We start from the raw sequence: 15,504 nt of genomic DNA on the forward strand, positions 1-15,504 counted from the left end.
TCCACCCAGCAAGCTGGGCTTCATCGTTCGACTTGCATGTGTTAAGCACGCCGCCAGCGTTCGTCCTGAGCCAGGATCAAACTCTCCGTAAAAAATTACGAACACCGACCCCGAAAGGAAGGCACTCAAGTTTGACCTCTAGCAAATAAGACATCATTACTGACATCAATTTCCAAAGGAACCCAACCGGATCACAAGACCCGGACGGGGTTATAAATTTGGCATTGAACATAGTGCACGCTGTTGAGTTCTCAAGAATCGGACACATCCCGCCTCCACACCTGAAGTGGTGCTTCACAACGGAAGTGATCGAAGATGTTCTACCGAGAGCCGGCCTGATTCAGGCGGGCCGTTCGATTTGTTCGTGTCGCCGAGACCGGGTAGACTTATCAGAACCGAAGTCCCGATCGCCTCCGTGGCAACTCGACTAACTTAGCACATCCGCAGGCCGTGTCAAGTCGGCGTCTTCGTGATGCTCGGCGTCGGATCCGGAGATCGTCTCGCCGTCATCGTGCCAAGCCGAGGCCGTGCACCGAAGCCGAGGACCGGGGTCCCGCGGAGGCTTTGCATCTTACGCTCGCGATCCGCCGCCATCAAGAGACGAATCTCTAACAGGCTTGAGAGCGAGGGGATGGTCATCGCTTGAGGGGGGCCGGCGGGTCACGATGCTCTGCATCCGACTCTCGCTGTCCGCTCCTTTGGGCTGACGAGGAGTTACACTACGTCGAGGTTTCGCGGCCCTGCAAATCGCTCGTCGCCCGGGCGTGTCGCGATCCGGGCTCCTCGCGGGGCGGACCGCGTCCGCGTCAGGAGACGAAGGCGCCGGCGAAGCTCTTCTTGCCGCGGCGCAGCACGGCGATCCCGTCGATCAGCGGGAGGTCGCCGAACACGGCGGCGTCGTCCGACACCGCGGTGTTGTTCACCGAGAGTCCGCCCTGGCCGATCGCTCGGCGGGCCTCGCCGAGGCTCGCGACGAGCCCGGCCTCCACGAACGCCTGCACCACCGGAGTCGACGCGGTCGCCTCGACCGTCGTCACCGCCTGGAGTGCTCCCCGCAGGATCTCCGCGTCGATGCCCTCGAGCGACCCGCGACCGAAGAGCGCCGAGGAGGCCGCGATCACCGAGGCCGTCACCGCCTCCCCGTGCACGAGAGTGGTGACCTCGCTCGCGAGTGCGCGCTGTGCCTCCCGCTTGAACGGTGCTTCCGCACTCGCCTGCTCGAGCCGCTCGATCTCGATGCGCGGCAGGTAGGTGAAGGTCTTCAGCCGGGCCGCCACGTCGCGGTCGTCGGTGTTGAGCCAGAACTGGTAGAACGCGTACGGGCTGGTGAGCGACGGGTCGAGCCAGACGGCGTTGCCCTCGCTCTTGCCGAACTTCGTCCCGTCGGAGTTCATCACCAGCGGCGTCCCGATGGCGTGCACCGAGACCCCCTCCGTCCGGTGGATCAGATCGGTCCCGCTGGTGAGGTTGCCCCACTGGTCGCTGCCACCCGTCTGCAGGACGCAGCCGTACTGACGGTAGAGCTCGAGGTAGTCCAGCCCCTGCAGGATCTGGTAGCTGAACTCGGTGTAGCTGATCCCCGCGTCGGAGTTCAGGCGCGCGCTGACCGCGTCCTTCTTGAGCATCGTGCCCACGCGGAAGTGCTTGCCGATCTCCCGGAGGAAGTCGATCGCGGACAGCGGCGCCGTCCAGTCCAGGTTGTTCACCAGCCGCAGCGGGTTCTCCCCCTCGGTCGAGAGGAACCGCGACACCTGCGCCTGCAGGCGGGACACCCACTCGACCACCGTCTCGCGGGAGTTGAGCGTCCGCTCCGCCGTCGGCCGCGGATCTCCGATGAGGCCCGTCGATCCGCCCACGAGACCGAGGGGGCGGTGCCCGGCGAGCTGAAGCCGGCGGAGCACGATGAGCTGCACCAGGTTGCCCAGGTGCAGGCTCGGCGCGGTCGGGTCGAAGCCGCAGTAGTAGGTGATCGGGTCTCCGGCGAGGAGCTCGCGCAGCGCTGCCGCGTCGGTCGACACGTGGATCGCGCCACGCCAGACGAGCTCGTCCCAGACGTTCTCGAACGAAGAATCGAGCGACGGCATGGTCGCGGATCCGCGGGAGTCCTGATCGGTCACCCGTCCAGGGTAGCGCGAGGCCGGCGGCTCGCCCGGCGCACGATCAAGTCCGAGAGCTTGATCTCACGGCATCAAGCCCTGATACTTGATCGAGGAGGTCATCGTGTTCGTCATCACCGCCGATCAGCGCGACAGTCGTCACGACGACGACCGGGTCGAGCAGGCGATCGCCGCTCTGCTCGAATCGGAGGAGTCGTCCTTCGTGCTCCCTCCCGAGCGCACCGCGGGCGACGAGTTCCAGTTCGTGCTCGACCGCGCCGAGGCCGTCGTCTCCGTGGTCCTCGCACTCCACCGCTCCGGGCACTGGAGCATCGGCCTCGGCATCGGCGCGATCGAGCGGCCGCTGCCCCGGACCACCCGCGCCGCCCGCGGAGCGGCGTACTTCGCGGCGCGGCGCGCGGTCGAGGCGGCGAAGGGACGGGCGACCCGCTTCTCCCTCGACCCCGGCTCCCCCGCAGCAGACCAGCCGAGCACCGACTCGCCGGAAGACGCCTTCCCCTCGGTCCGCGACGCCCAGGCCCTGTTCGATCCCCTGCTCCACCTCCGCGATTCGCGGACCCCGGCCGGCTGGGAGATCGTCGACCTGCTCGACGCGGGACTGTCGCAGAAGGAGGCGGCCGAGCAGCTCTCGGTCTCCCCCCAGGCGGTCAGCCTCCGGGTGCGCGCGGCGAGCGCGCGCGCCGACCGACCGGCACGGGACGCCCTCGCCCGGCTGCTGACGGTGGTCGACCGTACGCTCGACCCCGACGCTGCGGCGAGCGCCGATCCGTCGCAGCGCGGATCGGTCGAGACCGACGCCGCTTCCACTTCCGCTTCCACTTCCGAGAGGACACCCCGATGACGGCACTCCGCACCGCACTGCCCGAGACCTTCGCCGTCGCCGCGCAGTCCGCCTCCTGGACCGGCGTGCTCCTGGTGCTCCTCGCCGGAGTCGCGGGCGCCGTCCTCGCGGTGCGCCTGCGACGCCCCGCTCTCGGCTGGATCAGCATCGGCGCCGCGGCCGCCGCCTTCCTGCTGACCGGCGTGGCCGGCGCCTCCGCTCCCCCGGCGCTCGCTCTCGCCGTCGTGGTGCTCGCCTTCGCACTCGCGGTCCTCGGCGGCGGGCCGGTGGTCCTGCTCACCCTCGATCTCGCGACCACCGACTCCCGCAGCGGCGCGCACGGCGGCATCATGATCGCCGCCGCTCAGCGTCCCGGGACCCCCGGGGTCGCTCCGTCGGCGATCGGCCAGCCGATCGAGGTGCTGCGAGGCGGAACCACCATCGGCGTGCTCGAGCGGATCGCCACAGCGGGCGCCCTGCTCAGCGGTCTGCCGGAGGGCGTCGCCGTGATCGTCGCCGTCAAGGGCGTCGGCCGCTTCAGCGAGCTGGCGTCCCCCGAGGCGCGCGAGCGGTTCATCATCGGCACCCTGGCGAGCCTCGCCTGGTCCGCAGCGCTCGGGATCCTCGCGCGGCTCTACCTGGCGGGCTGACCGCCGCCGGCGTCCGGGCGACGCCGGGCCACCGCCCGCCGGTAGGGCGAGACCGATGGATCTCCGGGGATCGAGAACCGCCAGGGGAAGGCGATGTCACCGCCCTCGCCGGAGACCCCGGTCCGCGCGGACGACTCGATCAGCACATCGGCCCCGCGCGGCCGCAGCTCGAACGCCGTCGTCATCGGGTCCCCCGACTCCGCGAGGGTCACCCCGAGCGCCTTGGCGAGACGCGCCGGACCGCGGGCGAGGTCGCGGGAGCGCACCGGACCGCGGCGCTGCAGGGCCAGCTCCTCACCCACGACCACCTCGCCGGCGCGCAGCAGCACCGCCGACGCCGTGCCGGCCGGCGAGCAGACCAGGTTGACGCAGGTGTGCATGCCGTAGCTGAAGTACGCGTAGACCGTCCCCGGCTCCCCGAACATCGGCGCGTTCCTCGGCGACCGGCGCCGGTGCGCGTGCGATCCGGGATCCTCGCCGAGTCCGAGATACGCCTCGACCTCGGTCAGCCGGACGCCGACGACGCCCTCGTCGGTGCGGTGCAGCAGCACCGCTCCGAGCAGATCGGGAGCGACCTCGAGGGCCGAGCGCGACAGGTCGAGCGGCTCCGGCATCCCTAGAAGAAGCTCTGGCCCGAGACCACGGTGACGATGATCACCGCGATGATCACGACGCCCGCGACGACGACGAGGGTCCGCTGCTGCCACGGCGGCAGCGGCGGACGGCCGTCGTCGCCGGGCGGGCCCTGGAGCGTCACGACGCGTCCCCGCGGAGGGCGGACCGGACGACGCGCACGCGCTCGGTCAGCTGCGCGAGCTGCTCCGCCACCCGGTCGGGTGCGGTGCCGCCGACGCCGTCGCGGCTGGCGACCGAGCCCTCGATGCTGAGCACGAAGCGGACGTCGGGCGTCAGCAGGGGCGACACCGAGCGCAGCGCCTCGTCGTCGAGGTCCTCGAGACCGAGGCCCCTGGTCTCGGCGAGCTTGACCAGCTCGCCGGTGATCTCGTGCGCGTCGCGGAACGGGACGTGCTTCTTGACCAACCACTCGGCGACGTCGGTCGCGAGCGAGAAGCCCTGCGGGGCGAGCTCGGCCATCCGGTCGGTGTGGAAGGTCAGCGTGGCGATCATCCCGCTGAACGCGGGGAGGAGCACCTCGAGCGTGGTCACCGAGTCGAAGACCGGCTCCTTGTCCTCCTGCAGGTCGCGGTTGTACGCGAGCGGGAGCGCCTTGAGCGTCGCGAGCAGGCCGGTCAGGTTGCCGAGCAGCCGACCCGACTTGCCGCGCGCGAGCTCGGCGATGTCGGGGTTCTTCTTCTGCGGCATGATCGAGGACCCGGTCGAGTAGCCGTCGTCGAGGGTGACGAAGGCGAACTCGCGCGTGTTCCAGAGGATGATCTCCTCCGCGATCCGCGAGACGTCGATGCCGATCATCGCGCTGACGAAGGCGAACTCGGCGACGAGATCGCGGCTCGCGGTGCCGTCGATCGAGTTGGGCACGCTCGCGGCGAAGCCGAGCTCGCGGGCGACCGCCTCGGCGTCGAGACCGAGGGTCGAGCCTGCGAGGGCGCCCGAGCCGTACGGCGACACGTCGGCGCGGACCGCCCAGTCGCGCAGCCGCTCGAGGTCGCGCAGCAGCGCCCAGGCGTGCGCGAGCAGGTGGTGCGCGAGCAGCACCGGCTGCGCGTGCTGCAGGTGGGTGCGGCCGGGCATGATCGCCGCCGGGTGGGCGGAGGCCTGCGCGGCGATCGCGTCGATCAGCTGCACCACCAGCTCGGCGATGACGGCGGCGTGGTCGCGGAGGTACATCCGCACGAACGTCGCGATCTGGTCGTTGCGCGAGCGCCCAGCGCGCAGCTTGCCGCCGAGCTCCGGGCCCGCCTCGAGCATCAGGCCGCGCTCGAGTGCGCCGTGCACGTCCTCGTCGGCGTCGTCCGCGGTGAAGCGGCCCTCGACCACCGCCGAGCGCAGGCGCTCGAGCGCGTCGAGCATCCCGGTCAGCTCGGCGTCGTCGAGGTAGCCGGCGGTCGCGAGGGCCCGGGCGTGCGCGCGGGAGCCGGCGATGTCGTACTCGGCGAGCTGCCAGTCGAAGTGCGTCGACTTCGAGAGCGCGGCCAGCTCGGGCGACGGGCCGCCGGCGAACCGGCCTCCCCAGAGCGCGCCGGCCTCGCCCGCGCGGGCGGAGGGTCGTTCCGTCATGGTTCTCCTCGGGGTCGGCTGTCGAGTCTACTGAGCGGCGTCGGGCGTGCCGGCGCGCTCGAGGAGCCAGACCAGCAGGGCCTTCTGAGCGTGCAGGCGGTTCTCCGCCTCGTCCCAGATCACGCTCTGCGGGCCATCGATCACGTCGGCGGTCACCTCGTAGCCGCGGTCGGCCGGCAGGCAGTGCAGGAAGAGCGCGTCGGACGCGGCGGCCGCCATCGTGTCCGAGTCGACCCGGTAGTCGCGGAAGGTGGCGACCCGCGCGGCCTTCTCCTCCTCCTTGCCCATCGACACCCAGGTGTCGGTGATCACGATGTCCGAGCCGGCGGCGCCCGCGGCCGGGTCGGTCGTGGTGGTGGCCGAGCCGCCGGTGGTGGCCGCGATGCGCTGGGCGTCCGCGAGCACGGCCGGAGCGGGAGCGTAGTCCGCGGGCGAGACGATCCGGACGTGCATCCCAGCCGTCGCGCCGGCCAGCAGGTAGGAGTGCGCCATGTTGCTCGCGCCGTCGCCGAAGAAGGTCAGCGTGAGGCCGGCGAGGCGACCGCGGTGCTCGCGGATCGTCAGCAGGTCCGCGAGCAGCTGGCACGGGTGGAACTCGTCCGAGAGCGCGTTGACGACGGGGACACGGGTGCCCGCCGCCATCTCCTCCAGCCCGGACTGCGCGTAGGTGCGCCAGACGATGGCCGCGACCTGGCGCTCGAGCACGCGCGCGGTGTCGGAGGCGGTCTCCTTGCCGCCGAGCTGGCTGCTCGCTGTCGAGATGATCAGCGGGCTGCCGCCGAGATCGGCGATGCCGACCGCGAAGGACACCCGGGTGCGGGTGGAGGACTTGTCGAAGATGACCGCGACGGTCTGCGGGCCGGCGAGCGGCGTCCGCGAGAAGCGGTCGCGCTTGAGCTCGAGGGCGAGATCGAGGATCTCGGCCTGCTCGGCGGGAGTGATGTCGTCGTCGCGGAGGAAGTGGCGGGTCACAGCTGCGGTTCGCTTTCGATCGGGGAAGGAGGTCGGGTCGTTCAGGCGTCGAGCGCCTGCACCGCGCGGCCGAAGCGGGCGACGAACTCGTCGACGTCGGCGGCGGTGATGATGAGGGGCGGGGCGATCCGGATGCTGGACTCGTTCGGCGCGTTGACGATGAGTCCCTCCGCCATCGCGGCGGCGGCGAGCCGGGCGGCGACGGGCTCGCTGAGCGCGATGCCGAGCAGGAGACCGGCGCCCCGCACGCCGGCGATCAGCGGTGAGCCGAGGCCGAGCACGCCCGCGGTCAGCTGCGCCCCGCGCTCCCGGGCGTTCCGGAGCAGGTCGGCGCGCTCGATCTCGCCGATCACCGCGCCGGCGACCGCGGTCGCGAGCGGGTTGCCGCCGAAGGTGCTGCCGTGGTGGCCCTTCTGCAGCAGCTCGGAGGCCGCGCCGAAGGTGACCAGGGCGCCGACGGGGAAGCCGCCGCCGAGTCCCTTGGCGAGGGTGATCGCGTCGGGCAGGATGCCGGCCCGCTGGTAGGCGAACCAGCTGCCGGTGCGGCCGATGCCGGTCTGGATCTCGTCGACGATCAGCAGGGCGCCGCGCTCCCGAGTCAGCTCGCGCGCCCGCTCGAGGAAGCCGTCCGGCAGCGGGATGACGCCCGCCTCACCCTGGATCGGCTCGACGATCAGCGCGGCGACCGACTCGTCGATCGCGGCCTCGAGGGCCTCGACCGTCGCCTCGATGTGCTCGACTCCGCCGGGCATCGGCTCGAACGGCGCGCGCATCGCGGCCTTGCCGGTCATCGCCAGGGCGCCCATCGTGCGACCGTGGAAGGCGTTCTGCAGCGCCAGGATCCGGTGCCGGCCGCCGGCCGCGTGCAGGCGGGCGAGCTTGAAGGCGGCCTCGTTCGCCTCGGTGCCGGAGTTCGCGAAGTAGACGCGGCCCGCCTCGCCCGCGCCGGTGAGCTCGCGGAGCTTCTCGGCCAGCCGGATCTGCGGGGCGGTGGCGAAGTAGTTGGACACGTGCGCGAGCGCGCCGGCCTGGCGGCTCACGGCCTCGACGAAGACCGGGTGCGCATGGCCGAGCGAGTTCACCGCGATCCCGCCGAGGAAGTCGAGGTACTCGCGGCCGTCGACGTCCCAGACCCGGCAGCCCTCGCCGCGCTCGAGGACGGCGAGCGGAGCGGCGAAGGTCTGCATCATCGCGGCGGCGTAGCGGTCGCGGGCCTCGGCGGTGCGGGTGATGACGGCTGCGGGATCGGAGGCGGGGACCTCGGGCGCGGGGACGCCGGGAGCGGTATCGGTGGACATGTCGAGCCTTTCGAGCAGAAGCGGACCGGCCGGGAGGGCCGTCGGTGCGCGCACCCCGTCGGGGCGGCGCTCGGAGCCGGGGCCGCTGGTGGTCAGCGGCCCGACGTTCGCTCCCGGTCGCGGGGGTCGGCCGAGGCGACGACCTCGGTGCCGACGCCCTCGGAGGTGAAGACCTCGAGCAGCATCGAGTGCGGGACGCGGCCGTCGATGATCGCGGCCTTCGGCACGCCGCCGCGGACCGCGTCGAGGCAGGCCGTCATCTTGGGGATCATTCCCGACTCGAGCGAGGGCAGCAGCGCCGCGAGCTCGTCGGACGCGATGTGCGAGACGAGCGAGCCGCGGTCGGGCCAGTCGGCGTAGAGACCCGGAACGTCGGTGAGGATCACGAGCTTCTCGGCGCCGACGGCGACGGCGAGCGCGGCCGCGGCGGCGTCGGCGTTCACGTTGAGCGACTGCGTCGGGTCGTCTGAATCGGGGGCGATCGAGGAGACCACCGGGATGCGGCCGGCGTCGAGCTGGGCGAGGACGGCCGCAGGATCCACGGAGATCACGTCGCCGACCAGGCCGAGGTCGTGCTCGACCCCGTCGAGGACGACGCCGCGGCGGCGACCGACGAAGAGGCCCGCGTCCTCACCGGAGATGCTGGCGGCCAGCGGCCCGTACTCGTTGATGCGCCGGACGATGTCGCGGCTGATGCTGCCGGTGAGCACCATCCGCACGACGTCCATCGCCTCGGGGCTGGTCACCCGGTAGCCGCCGCGGAACTCGCTGGCGATGCCGAGTCGGTCGAGCATCGCGGAGATCTGCGGACCGCCGCCGTGCACGACGACGGGGCGGATGCCCGCGTAGTGCAGGTAGACGATGTCCTGCGCGAAGGCGCGCTGGAGCTCCTCCGACACCATGGCGTTGCCGCCGAACTTGATCACCATCGTCCTGCCGTGGAACCGCTGCAGCCAGGGCAGCGACTCGATCAGGGTGCCGGCCTTGACGGCCACGGCGTCGCGCAGCGCGAGCGCCTCGGCCTCGGTGGACGTCTCTGCGCCCGCAGCGCTCTCCGCGCCCCTGGAGTTCTCGGCGGCCATCAGCTGGAGTACGCCGAGTTCTCGTGGACGTAGTCGTGGGTGAGGTCGTTGGTCCAGATCGTCGCCGTGGCGTCGCCGGCGTGCAGATCGATGTCGACCGAGACCTTGCGCGGGGCGAGGTCGACCAGGTCGCGGCTCGCGTCGGGCTCGCCGGCCCGGCAGACCTGCACGCCGTTCATCGCCACGTCGATGCCGTAGGGGTCGAACTGCGCGTCGGTGGTGCCGACCGCGGCCAGCACCCGGCCCCAGTTCGGATCGTTGCCGAAGATCGCGGCCTTGAAGAGGTTGCTCCGCGAGACCGCGCGGGCGACGACGACGGCCTCGTCCTCGGTCGCCGCGTTCAGCACCCGGATCGCGACGTCGTGCGCGGCGCCCTCGGCGTCGGCCTGGAGCTGGAGGGTGAGATCGCGGCAGACGTCGGTGAGCGCGGCGGTGAAGTCGGCCGCCTCGGGGCGCACCCCGCTCGCGCCGCTCGCCAGCAGCGCCACGGTGTCGTTCGTCGACATGCAGCCGTCCGAGTCGAGGCGGTCGAAGGTGACCCGGGTCGCCGCCCGCAGCGCGGTGTCGAGCTCGGAGGAGTCGAGGACCGCGTCGGTGGTGATCACGACGAGCATCGTCGCCAGCCCGGGAGCGAGCATCCCCGCGCCCTTGGCCATGCCGCCGACGGTCCAGCCCTGCTCGGAGCGGACGGTCGCCTGCTTGGGCACGGTGTCGGTCGTCATGATCGCGCGGGCCGCGTCCTCGCCCGCCTCCGGACCGGTCGCGCCCGGAAGAGCCGCCGACGCCTCGGTCACCCCGGCCGTCAGCTTGCCGAGGTCGAGCTGATCGCCGATGAGACCGGTGGAGCAGACGAGCACATCGCCGGCTGAAACGCCCAGGCTCCCGCCGACGGCCTCGGCCGTCGCGTGGGTGACCTGGAAGCCCGCGGCGCCGGTGTAGCAGTTGGCGCCGCCGGAGTTGAGGACGATCGCCGAGACGACGCCGTCGCGCATGACCTGCTCGCTCCAGAGCACCGGGTTCGCCTTGCAGCGGTTGCTGGTGAAGACCGTCGCGGCGTTCTGCAGCGGGCCGAGGTTGTGCACGAGGGCGAGGTCGCGGGCGCCGGTCGACTTGAGACCGGCGACGACGCCGGCCGCGGCGAATCCTGCTGCGGCGGTGATGCTCACGGCGCGACTCCGTTCGTGCTCAGGCCGAGGGTCTCCGGGAGACCGAGGGCGATGTTGGTCGACTGGATCGCGGCGCCGGCGGTGCCCTTGACCAGGTTGTCGAGCGCGGTGACCACCACGACGCGGCGGGCGCGCTCGTCCACGGCGACCCCGATCAGCGCCGTGTTCGCGCCGACGGTGTCGGCCGTGCGCGGGAAGGTCCCCTCCGGCAGCAGCTGGACGAAGGGCTCGTCGGCGTAGGCCGACTCCCACGCGGCGCGCACCTCCCGCGCGGACACGCCCGGCGTGAGCCGAGCGGTCGAGGTCGCGAGGATGCCCCGCGACATCGGCACCAGGATCGGGGTGAACGAGATCGAGACGGGACCGGCACCGGCGAGCGCGAGGTTCTGCCGGATCTCCGGGTTGTGGCGGTGCCCGCCGCCGATGCCGTAGGCGTGCGCCGAGCCGAGCAGCTCGCTCGCGAGCAGATCGGTCCGCAGGCTCTTGCCCGCCCCGGACGGGCCGACGGCGAGGACCGAGACCAGGTCGGCGGCCTCGATCACGCCGGCGTGCAGCCCCGGCGCGAGGCCGAGCGTGATCGCGGTCACATTGCAGCCGGGCACCGCGATGCGGCGGACCCCGGCGAGCACGTCGCGCTGCCTGCCGGTGCCGGGGAGCATCAGCTCGGGCAGGCCGTAGGGCCAGGCGCCGGCGAACTCGCCGCCGTAGTAGTCGGCCCAGTCCTGCTCGTCGGTCAGTCGGTGGTCGGCGCCGCAGTCGACGACGAGCACGTCGTCGGGGAGCGTCGCGGTGATCTCGCCGGACTTTCCGTGCGGCAGGGCGAGGAAGACGACGTCGTGGCCCGCCAGGTTCTCGGTCGTCGTGTCGACGAGTTCGAGGTGGCGCAGTGAGCGCAGGTGCGGCTGCACCGCGGCGAGGGGCTGGCCGGCGTTCGAGTGCGCCGTGACCGTGCGCACCTCGAACTCGGGGTGATCGGCGAGCAGACGGAGCAGCTCCCCGCCCGCGTACCCGCTCGCTCCGGCCACCGCCACGGAAAAAGTCATGCCCGAGAGCCTAGTCGCTGGCGGGACCCGCCCTCGCCCGGCCCCGGCGGGCGGCCGCCGGCCGGAACCGGCGGCTGCCCGCTCACTCGCGCGGGGTCGCGCCGAAGCGCTCGGCGGCGAGCGCGGTGCCGCTCTCCTTCGCCGCGCTGGCCTCGGCGGCCGTGAGGGTCCGATCGGCGGCACGGAAGCGCAGCGCGAAGGTCAGCGACTTCGAGCCCTCGGGGACGCCCGCACCGCGGTAGTCGTCGACCAGGCGGATCGCCTCGAGCAGCTCACCGGCGCCCTCGGCGACGGCCTCCTGCAGGTCGGCCGCCGGCACGGCCACGGACACGACCAGTGAGAGGTCCTGCGTCGCGGCGGGCAGCGCCCCGACCGGACGCGCGACGACGAGGCGCCCGGCGCGGGCGATCAGCGGATCGAGGTCGAGCTCGACCACCGCCACCCGGTGCGGCAGGTCGAGATCGTCGGCGAGCGACGGGAGCAGCTCGCCGGCGTGGCCGACCACCGCGCCGTCCAGCAGAACCTCGGCCGTGCGGCCCGGGTGCAGGGCGGCGTGCGAGCCCTGCCGGATCTCCAGCTGCACGCCCGAGGCGGCAGCGACGTCGCGGACGACGTCGAGCGCGTCGCGCCAGTCGAAGTCACGCGCGGCCACTCCCGGCTGACGCTCGAGCGCCGAGCCCGTCAGCAGCGCGGCCACGTGCAGCGGCTGCCGCGGGATGCCCGCGTTCAGCGCCGCCTCGACCTCCGCGGACGGACGCGCGCCGGCGAGGGGCAGCCCCTCGGAGCCGAACGGACCGTCGCTCTGCGGCAGGAAGACCGAGCCCATCTCGTAGACGGCGAGGTCGACGAGACCGCGCGAGCGGTTGCGGGCCGCGACCTGCACGAGTCCGGGCAGGAGGGAGAGCCGCAGCTGCCCCGCCGTCGCGTCCAGCGGGTTCGCCAGCGAGACCTGCTGGACCGGCTCGCCGTCGACGGAGCCGAAGCGGTCGTTCATCGATCGGGAGAGGAACGGGTAGGACAGCACCTCGGTGAGCCCGGCGGCCGCCAGCGACTGCGCGACCGTCCGGCGCAGGCGCTGACCGGGCGTCAGGCCGCGACCGGGAGGCGCGACGGGGAGGATCGACGGGATGCGGTCGTACCCGGTGATCCGGGCGACCTCCTCCGCGAGGGTCGACCGGTCGGTCAGGTCGGGCCGCCAGCTCGGCGGGGTGACGAGGAGGCCCGCTCCCCCGGCCTCGACGCTCGCGCCGATCTCGACCAGGGCGCCGCGGATCTCCTCGAGCGTGTACTCGAGGCCGATCAGGCCGGAGATGTAGCCGTCGGGCAGATCGATCGCCGTCGCCGTGCCGGAATCGGCGAGCACCGACCCGAGCTCGTCGGCGGTGCCGCCCGCGAGCTCGACCAGCAGCTGGACCGCGCGCGCGGCGGCGACCGGTGCGACCAGCGGGTCGACGCCGCGCTCGAAGCGGCGCGACGCCTCGCTCGGCAGCTTGTGCCGGCGGGCCGTGCGGGCGATGGAGACCGGGTCGAAGTTCGCGGCCTCGATCAGGACGTCGGCGGTCGTGTCCGTGATCTCCGTCCGGGCGCCGCCCATCACGCCGGCGAGCCCGATCGGCCCGCCGTCGTCGGTGATCAGGAGGTCCTCGTGGTGCAGGCGGCGGATCTGGCCGTCGAGCGTCTCGAGCGTCTCGCCGGAGCGGGCACGGCGGACGACGATGCCGCCCTCCAGTCGCTCGAGGTCGTAGCCGTGCAGCGGCTGGCCGAGCTCGAACATGACGTAGTTGGTGATGTCGACGACCAGCGAGATCGAGCGCACACCGGCCAGACGCAGTCGCGCGATCATCCACGGCGGGGTCGGCAGCGACGGGTCGATGCCGCGCACCACCCGGGTCACGAAGACGGACGAGCCGACGCGGCCGCGGATCGGCGCCTCGTCCTCGACCGCGACGGGGAAGACGGGGGCGGAGTCGAGCCGCTCGGGCGCGGTGATCGCCAGCGCGGGGTCGCGGAAGTCGGCGCCCGTCGCGTGGGCGTACTCGCGGGCGATGCCGCGGATCGAGAAGGCGTAGCCGCGGTCCGGGGTCACGTTGACCTCGACGGCGGCGTCGTCCAGCCCGAGGAGCGCGATCGCGTCGGTGCCGACCTCGGGGTCGATGCCGAGGCTCGCCAGCCGGAGGATGCCCTCGTGGTCGTCGCCGAGGCCGAGCTCGCGGGTGGACGCGATCATCCCGTCGGACACGTGCCCATAGGTCTTCCGCGCCGAGATCGGGAACGGCCCGGGCAGCACGGCGCCGGGCAGCGAGACCACGACCTTGTCACCGGCGGCGAAGTTGTGCGCTCCGCAGACGATGCCGCGGACGTCGTCGCCGCCGTCGGCCACGCGCTCCCCCTCGGGCGCGACGCGGACGGTGCACCAGTTGATGGTCTTGCCGTTCTTCTGCGGCTCGGGCACGAGGTCGAGGACCTCGCCCACCACGACGGGGCCGGAGACCTCGAAGCGGTGGACGTCCTCCTCCTCCAGGCCGACCGACACCAGGGCCGCGTGCACGGCCTCGGTCGTGACGCCCTGCTCGAGGTCGACGTACTCACCCAGCCAGCTCAGCGGGATGCGCATCAGATCACCATCCCGTACTGCTTGCTGAAGCGGACGTCGCCCTCGACCATGTCGCGCATGTCCTTCACGTCGTTGCGGAACATCAGGGTCCGCTCGATCCCCATCCCGAAGGCGAAGCCGGAGTACTCGTCCGGGTCGATGCCGACCGAGCGCAGGACGTTCGGGTTCACCATCCCGCAGCCGCCCCACTCGATCCAGCGGGCACCGCCGACGAAGGTGGGGTGCCAGATGTCGAGCTCGGCGCTCGGCTCGGTGAAGGGGAAGTAGTTGGGGCGCAGGCGGATCTTCGCCTCGTCGCCGAACAGGAGGCGCGCGACGTGCTCGAGGGTGCCGCGCAGGTGCGCCATCGTCAGGCCGCGGTCGACGGCGAGGCCCTCGAACTGCGTGAAGACGGGGGTGTGCGTGGCGTCGAGCTCGTCGGTGCGGTAGACGCGGCCGGGCGCGATCACGTAGATCGGCGGGGTGCGCTCGAGCATCGACCGGATCTGCACCGGCGAGGTATGGGTGCGCAGCACGAGGTGCGACTCGACCGGGTCGACGAAGAAGGTGTCCTGCATCGCGCGGGCCGGGTGGTCCTCGTCGAAGTTCAGCGCGTCGAAGTTGAACCACTCGTTCTCGAGCTCCGGCCCCTCCGCGATCTCCCAGCCCATGCCGACGAAGACGTCGGCGATCGACTCCTGGAGGAGCGAGAGCGGGTGGCGGGCGCCCTGGCGCACGAAGCTCGCGCCGGCGGTGACGTCGACGCGCTCGGCATCGAGTGCCGCGGCCTGCTCGGCCTCGACCAGCTCCGCCTCGCGCTCGGCGTACGCATCGCCGACCTGCTTGCGGGCGCCACCCACGAGCTTGCCGGACGCCGCCTTGAACTCCGGCGGCACGGAGCGCATCAGCGCGTTCAGTCGGGCGAGGGCCGAGCCCTCGCCGAGGTGGGCGGTGCGGGCCGCCTTCAGAGCGGCGGAATCGGCGGCCGCGCGGATCGCGGTGAGCGCCTCCGCGGTCGCCGCCGAGACGGCCTCGTCGGTGATCGGGTTGCTGTCAGACACGATCCCCCAGTGTAGGGATGCCCTGAGCGGCCCGCTCGCCGCGGCGGGCTGACGCGGCGGCCGATCGGAGATCCGGCCGGGCCACGCTGATCGACTTGCAAGCGCAACCGACGTATCGAGCGGAGGGGGTGCCTTCGGCGCCAGCGCACGGCAGAGAGGAGACCGACGCCCTCGGGGTGGGAGGGTCTCTATACGCCCCTGCGGGGCTACTCGACCAGCATGTCTACGGGCGTCTCCTTCAAGCAGATTCACCCGAGCGCGAGCACCTAGCGCAAGCAACGACGCGCCGCACCGAAAAAACACGACAGCGCTTCATTTTCCGCCGAATTCGGAGAGTCTGGTCGCGGAGCTGCCGATCGGCCGTTTCGCCCAACCGCCCGACGAAAGGAAGAACCAATGCCTGCTTTCGAAGTGCCCACACGCCTGCGAGTGTTGCGCGCCACAATGCTCATTGCCTCGGGGGTCGCGCTCGCCGCATCGGCGGTCGCGACCCCTGCGGTCGCCGA

General features: G+C 72.1%; 13 protein-coding genes and 1 rRNA gene. 2 read left to right on the top strand and 12 right to left on the bottom strand.

The window, feature by feature from the left end; genetic code table 11:
• Both EDF35_RS20140 and tyrS read right to left on the bottom strand, forming a co-directional pair.
• Nucleotides 1-92: ribosomal RNA gene (locus tag EDF35_RS20140) — 16S ribosomal RNA — on the bottom strand; the annotation flags it as partial.
• Between the two features lie 714 nt (nucleotides 93-806).
• Nucleotides 807-2,084, bottom strand: coding sequence for a tyrosine--tRNA ligase (gene tyrS / locus EDF35_RS20145; protein ID WP_133963668.1), 1,278 nt, complete (start codon nucleotides 2,082-2,084; stop codon nucleotides 807-809).
• A 136-nt stretch (nucleotides 2,085-2,220) separates the two neighbouring features.
• On the opposite strand from tyrS, the gene EDF35_RS20150 reads away from it, so the two are divergent.
• Both EDF35_RS20150 and EDF35_RS20155 read left to right on the top strand, forming a co-directional pair.
• On the top strand, nucleotides 2,221-2,958 hold the full coding sequence (locus EDF35_RS20150; protein WP_208323113.1) for a DNA-binding protein: 738 nt from the start codon (nucleotides 2,221-2,223) through the stop codon (nucleotides 2,956-2,958).
• Nucleotides 2,955-3,587, top strand: a complete 633-nt coding sequence (locus EDF35_RS20155; RefSeq protein ID WP_133963628.1) for a hypothetical protein — start codon at nucleotides 2,955-2,957, stop codon at nucleotides 3,585-3,587. The genes EDF35_RS20150 and EDF35_RS20155 overlap by 4 nt, the downstream gene beginning before the upstream one ends.
• Here the strand turns inward: EDF35_RS20155 and EDF35_RS20160 are convergent.
• The 10 genes from EDF35_RS20160 to pheS all read right to left on the bottom strand — a co-directional run bounded on the left by EDF35_RS20160 (nucleotide 3,572) and on the right by pheS (nucleotide 14,998).
• On the bottom strand, nucleotides 3,572-4,201 hold the full coding sequence (locus EDF35_RS20160) for a DNA-3-methyladenine glycosylase (RefSeq protein WP_133963629.1): 630 nt from the start codon (nucleotides 4,199-4,201) through the stop codon (nucleotides 3,572-3,574). The genes EDF35_RS20155 and EDF35_RS20160 overlap by 16 nt on opposite strands.
• A 2-nt stretch (nucleotides 4,202-4,203) precedes the next feature.
• Nucleotides 4,204-4,344, bottom strand: coding sequence for a hypothetical protein (locus EDF35_RS20980; RefSeq protein ID WP_159422422.1), 141 nt, complete (start codon nucleotides 4,342-4,344; stop codon nucleotides 4,204-4,206).
• Nucleotides 4,341-5,783, bottom strand: a complete 1,443-nt coding sequence (gene argH / locus EDF35_RS20165) for an argininosuccinate lyase (RefSeq protein WP_133963630.1) — start codon at nucleotides 5,781-5,783, stop codon at nucleotides 4,341-4,343. Before argH ends, EDF35_RS20980 begins: the two co-directional genes overlap by 4 nt.
• Nucleotides 5,784-5,810: 27 nt before the next feature.
• Nucleotides 5,811-6,755, bottom strand: a complete 945-nt coding sequence (gene argF, locus EDF35_RS20170; protein ID WP_127887041.1) for an ornithine carbamoyltransferase — start codon at nucleotides 6,753-6,755, stop codon at nucleotides 5,811-5,813.
• Between the two features lie 41 nt (nucleotides 6,756-6,796).
• On the bottom strand, nucleotides 6,797-8,053 hold the full coding sequence (locus tag EDF35_RS20175) for an acetylornithine transaminase (RefSeq protein WP_133963631.1): 1,257 nt from the start codon (nucleotides 8,051-8,053) through the stop codon (nucleotides 6,797-6,799).
• Between the two features lie 92 nt (nucleotides 8,054-8,145).
• Nucleotides 8,146-9,135: an acetylglutamate kinase gene (gene argB, locus EDF35_RS20180; RefSeq protein WP_133963632.1), complete on the bottom strand. Its 990-nt coding sequence runs from the start codon at nucleotides 9,133-9,135 to the stop codon at nucleotides 8,146-8,148.
• On the bottom strand, nucleotides 9,135-10,301 hold the full coding sequence (gene argJ, locus EDF35_RS20185) for a bifunctional glutamate N-acetyltransferase/amino-acid acetyltransferase ArgJ (protein ID WP_123737170.1): 1,167 nt from the start codon (nucleotides 10,299-10,301) through the stop codon (nucleotides 9,135-9,137). Before argJ ends, argB begins: the two co-directional genes overlap by 1 nt.
• A complete protein-coding gene (gene argC, locus EDF35_RS20190) occupies nucleotides 10,298-11,344 on the bottom strand; it encodes an N-acetyl-gamma-glutamyl-phosphate reductase (protein ID WP_133963633.1) in 1,047 nt (348 codons plus the stop codon). Before argC ends, argJ begins: the two co-directional genes overlap by 4 nt.
• A gap of 82 nt (nucleotides 11,345-11,426) precedes the next feature.
• Complete coding sequence (pheT, locus tag EDF35_RS20195) at nucleotides 11,427-13,958, bottom strand: phenylalanine--tRNA ligase subunit beta (protein ID WP_133963634.1); 2,532 nt, start codon at nucleotides 13,956-13,958, stop codon at nucleotides 11,427-11,429.
• Entirely contained in the window at nucleotides 13,958-14,998 is a 1,041-nt protein-coding gene (gene pheS / locus EDF35_RS20200) for a phenylalanine--tRNA ligase subunit alpha (RefSeq protein ID WP_123444514.1), read from the bottom strand. Before pheS ends, pheT begins: the two co-directional genes overlap by 1 nt.
• Nucleotides 14,999-15,504: the final 506 nt, after the last annotated feature.

The sequence above is a fragment of the Rathayibacter sp. PhB151 genome (genome assembly GCF_004366415.1).
In the GTDB taxonomy this organism is placed as follows: Bacteria; Actinomycetota; Actinomycetes; order Actinomycetales; family Microbacteriaceae; genus Rathayibacter; species Rathayibacter festucae.

Bases quoted from the DNA above. Each gene is read 5' to 3' on its own strand.
- EDF35_RS20175 (WP_133963631.1), bottom strand. From the start codon at position 8,053: ATGTCCACCGATACCGCTCCCGGCGTCCCCGCGCCCGAGGTCCCCGCC.
- EDF35_RS20155 (WP_133963628.1), top strand. From the start codon at position 2,955: ATGACGGCACTCCGCACCGCACTGCCCGAGACCTTCGCCGTCGCCGCG.
- argC (WP_133963633.1), bottom strand. From the start codon at position 11,344: ATGACTTTTTCCGTGGCGGTGGCCGGAGCGAGCGGGTACGCGGGCGGG.
- tyrS (WP_133963668.1), bottom strand. From the start codon at position 2,084: ATGCCGTCGCTCGATTCTTCGTTCGAGAACGTCTGGGACGAGCTCGTC.
- pheT (WP_133963634.1), bottom strand. From the start codon at position 13,958: ATGCGCATCCCGCTGAGCTGGCTGGGTGAGTACGTCGACCTCGAGCAG.
- argB (WP_133963632.1), bottom strand. From the start codon at position 9,135: ATGGCCGCCGAGAACTCCAGGGGCGCGGAGAGCGCTGCGGGCGCAGAG.
- argH (WP_133963630.1), bottom strand. From the start codon at position 5,783: ATGACGGAACGACCCTCCGCCCGCGCGGGCGAGGCCGGCGCGCTCTGG.
- EDF35_RS20160 (WP_133963629.1), bottom strand. From the start codon at position 4,201: ATGCCGGAGCCGCTCGACCTGTCGCGCTCGGCCCTCGAGGTCGCTCCC.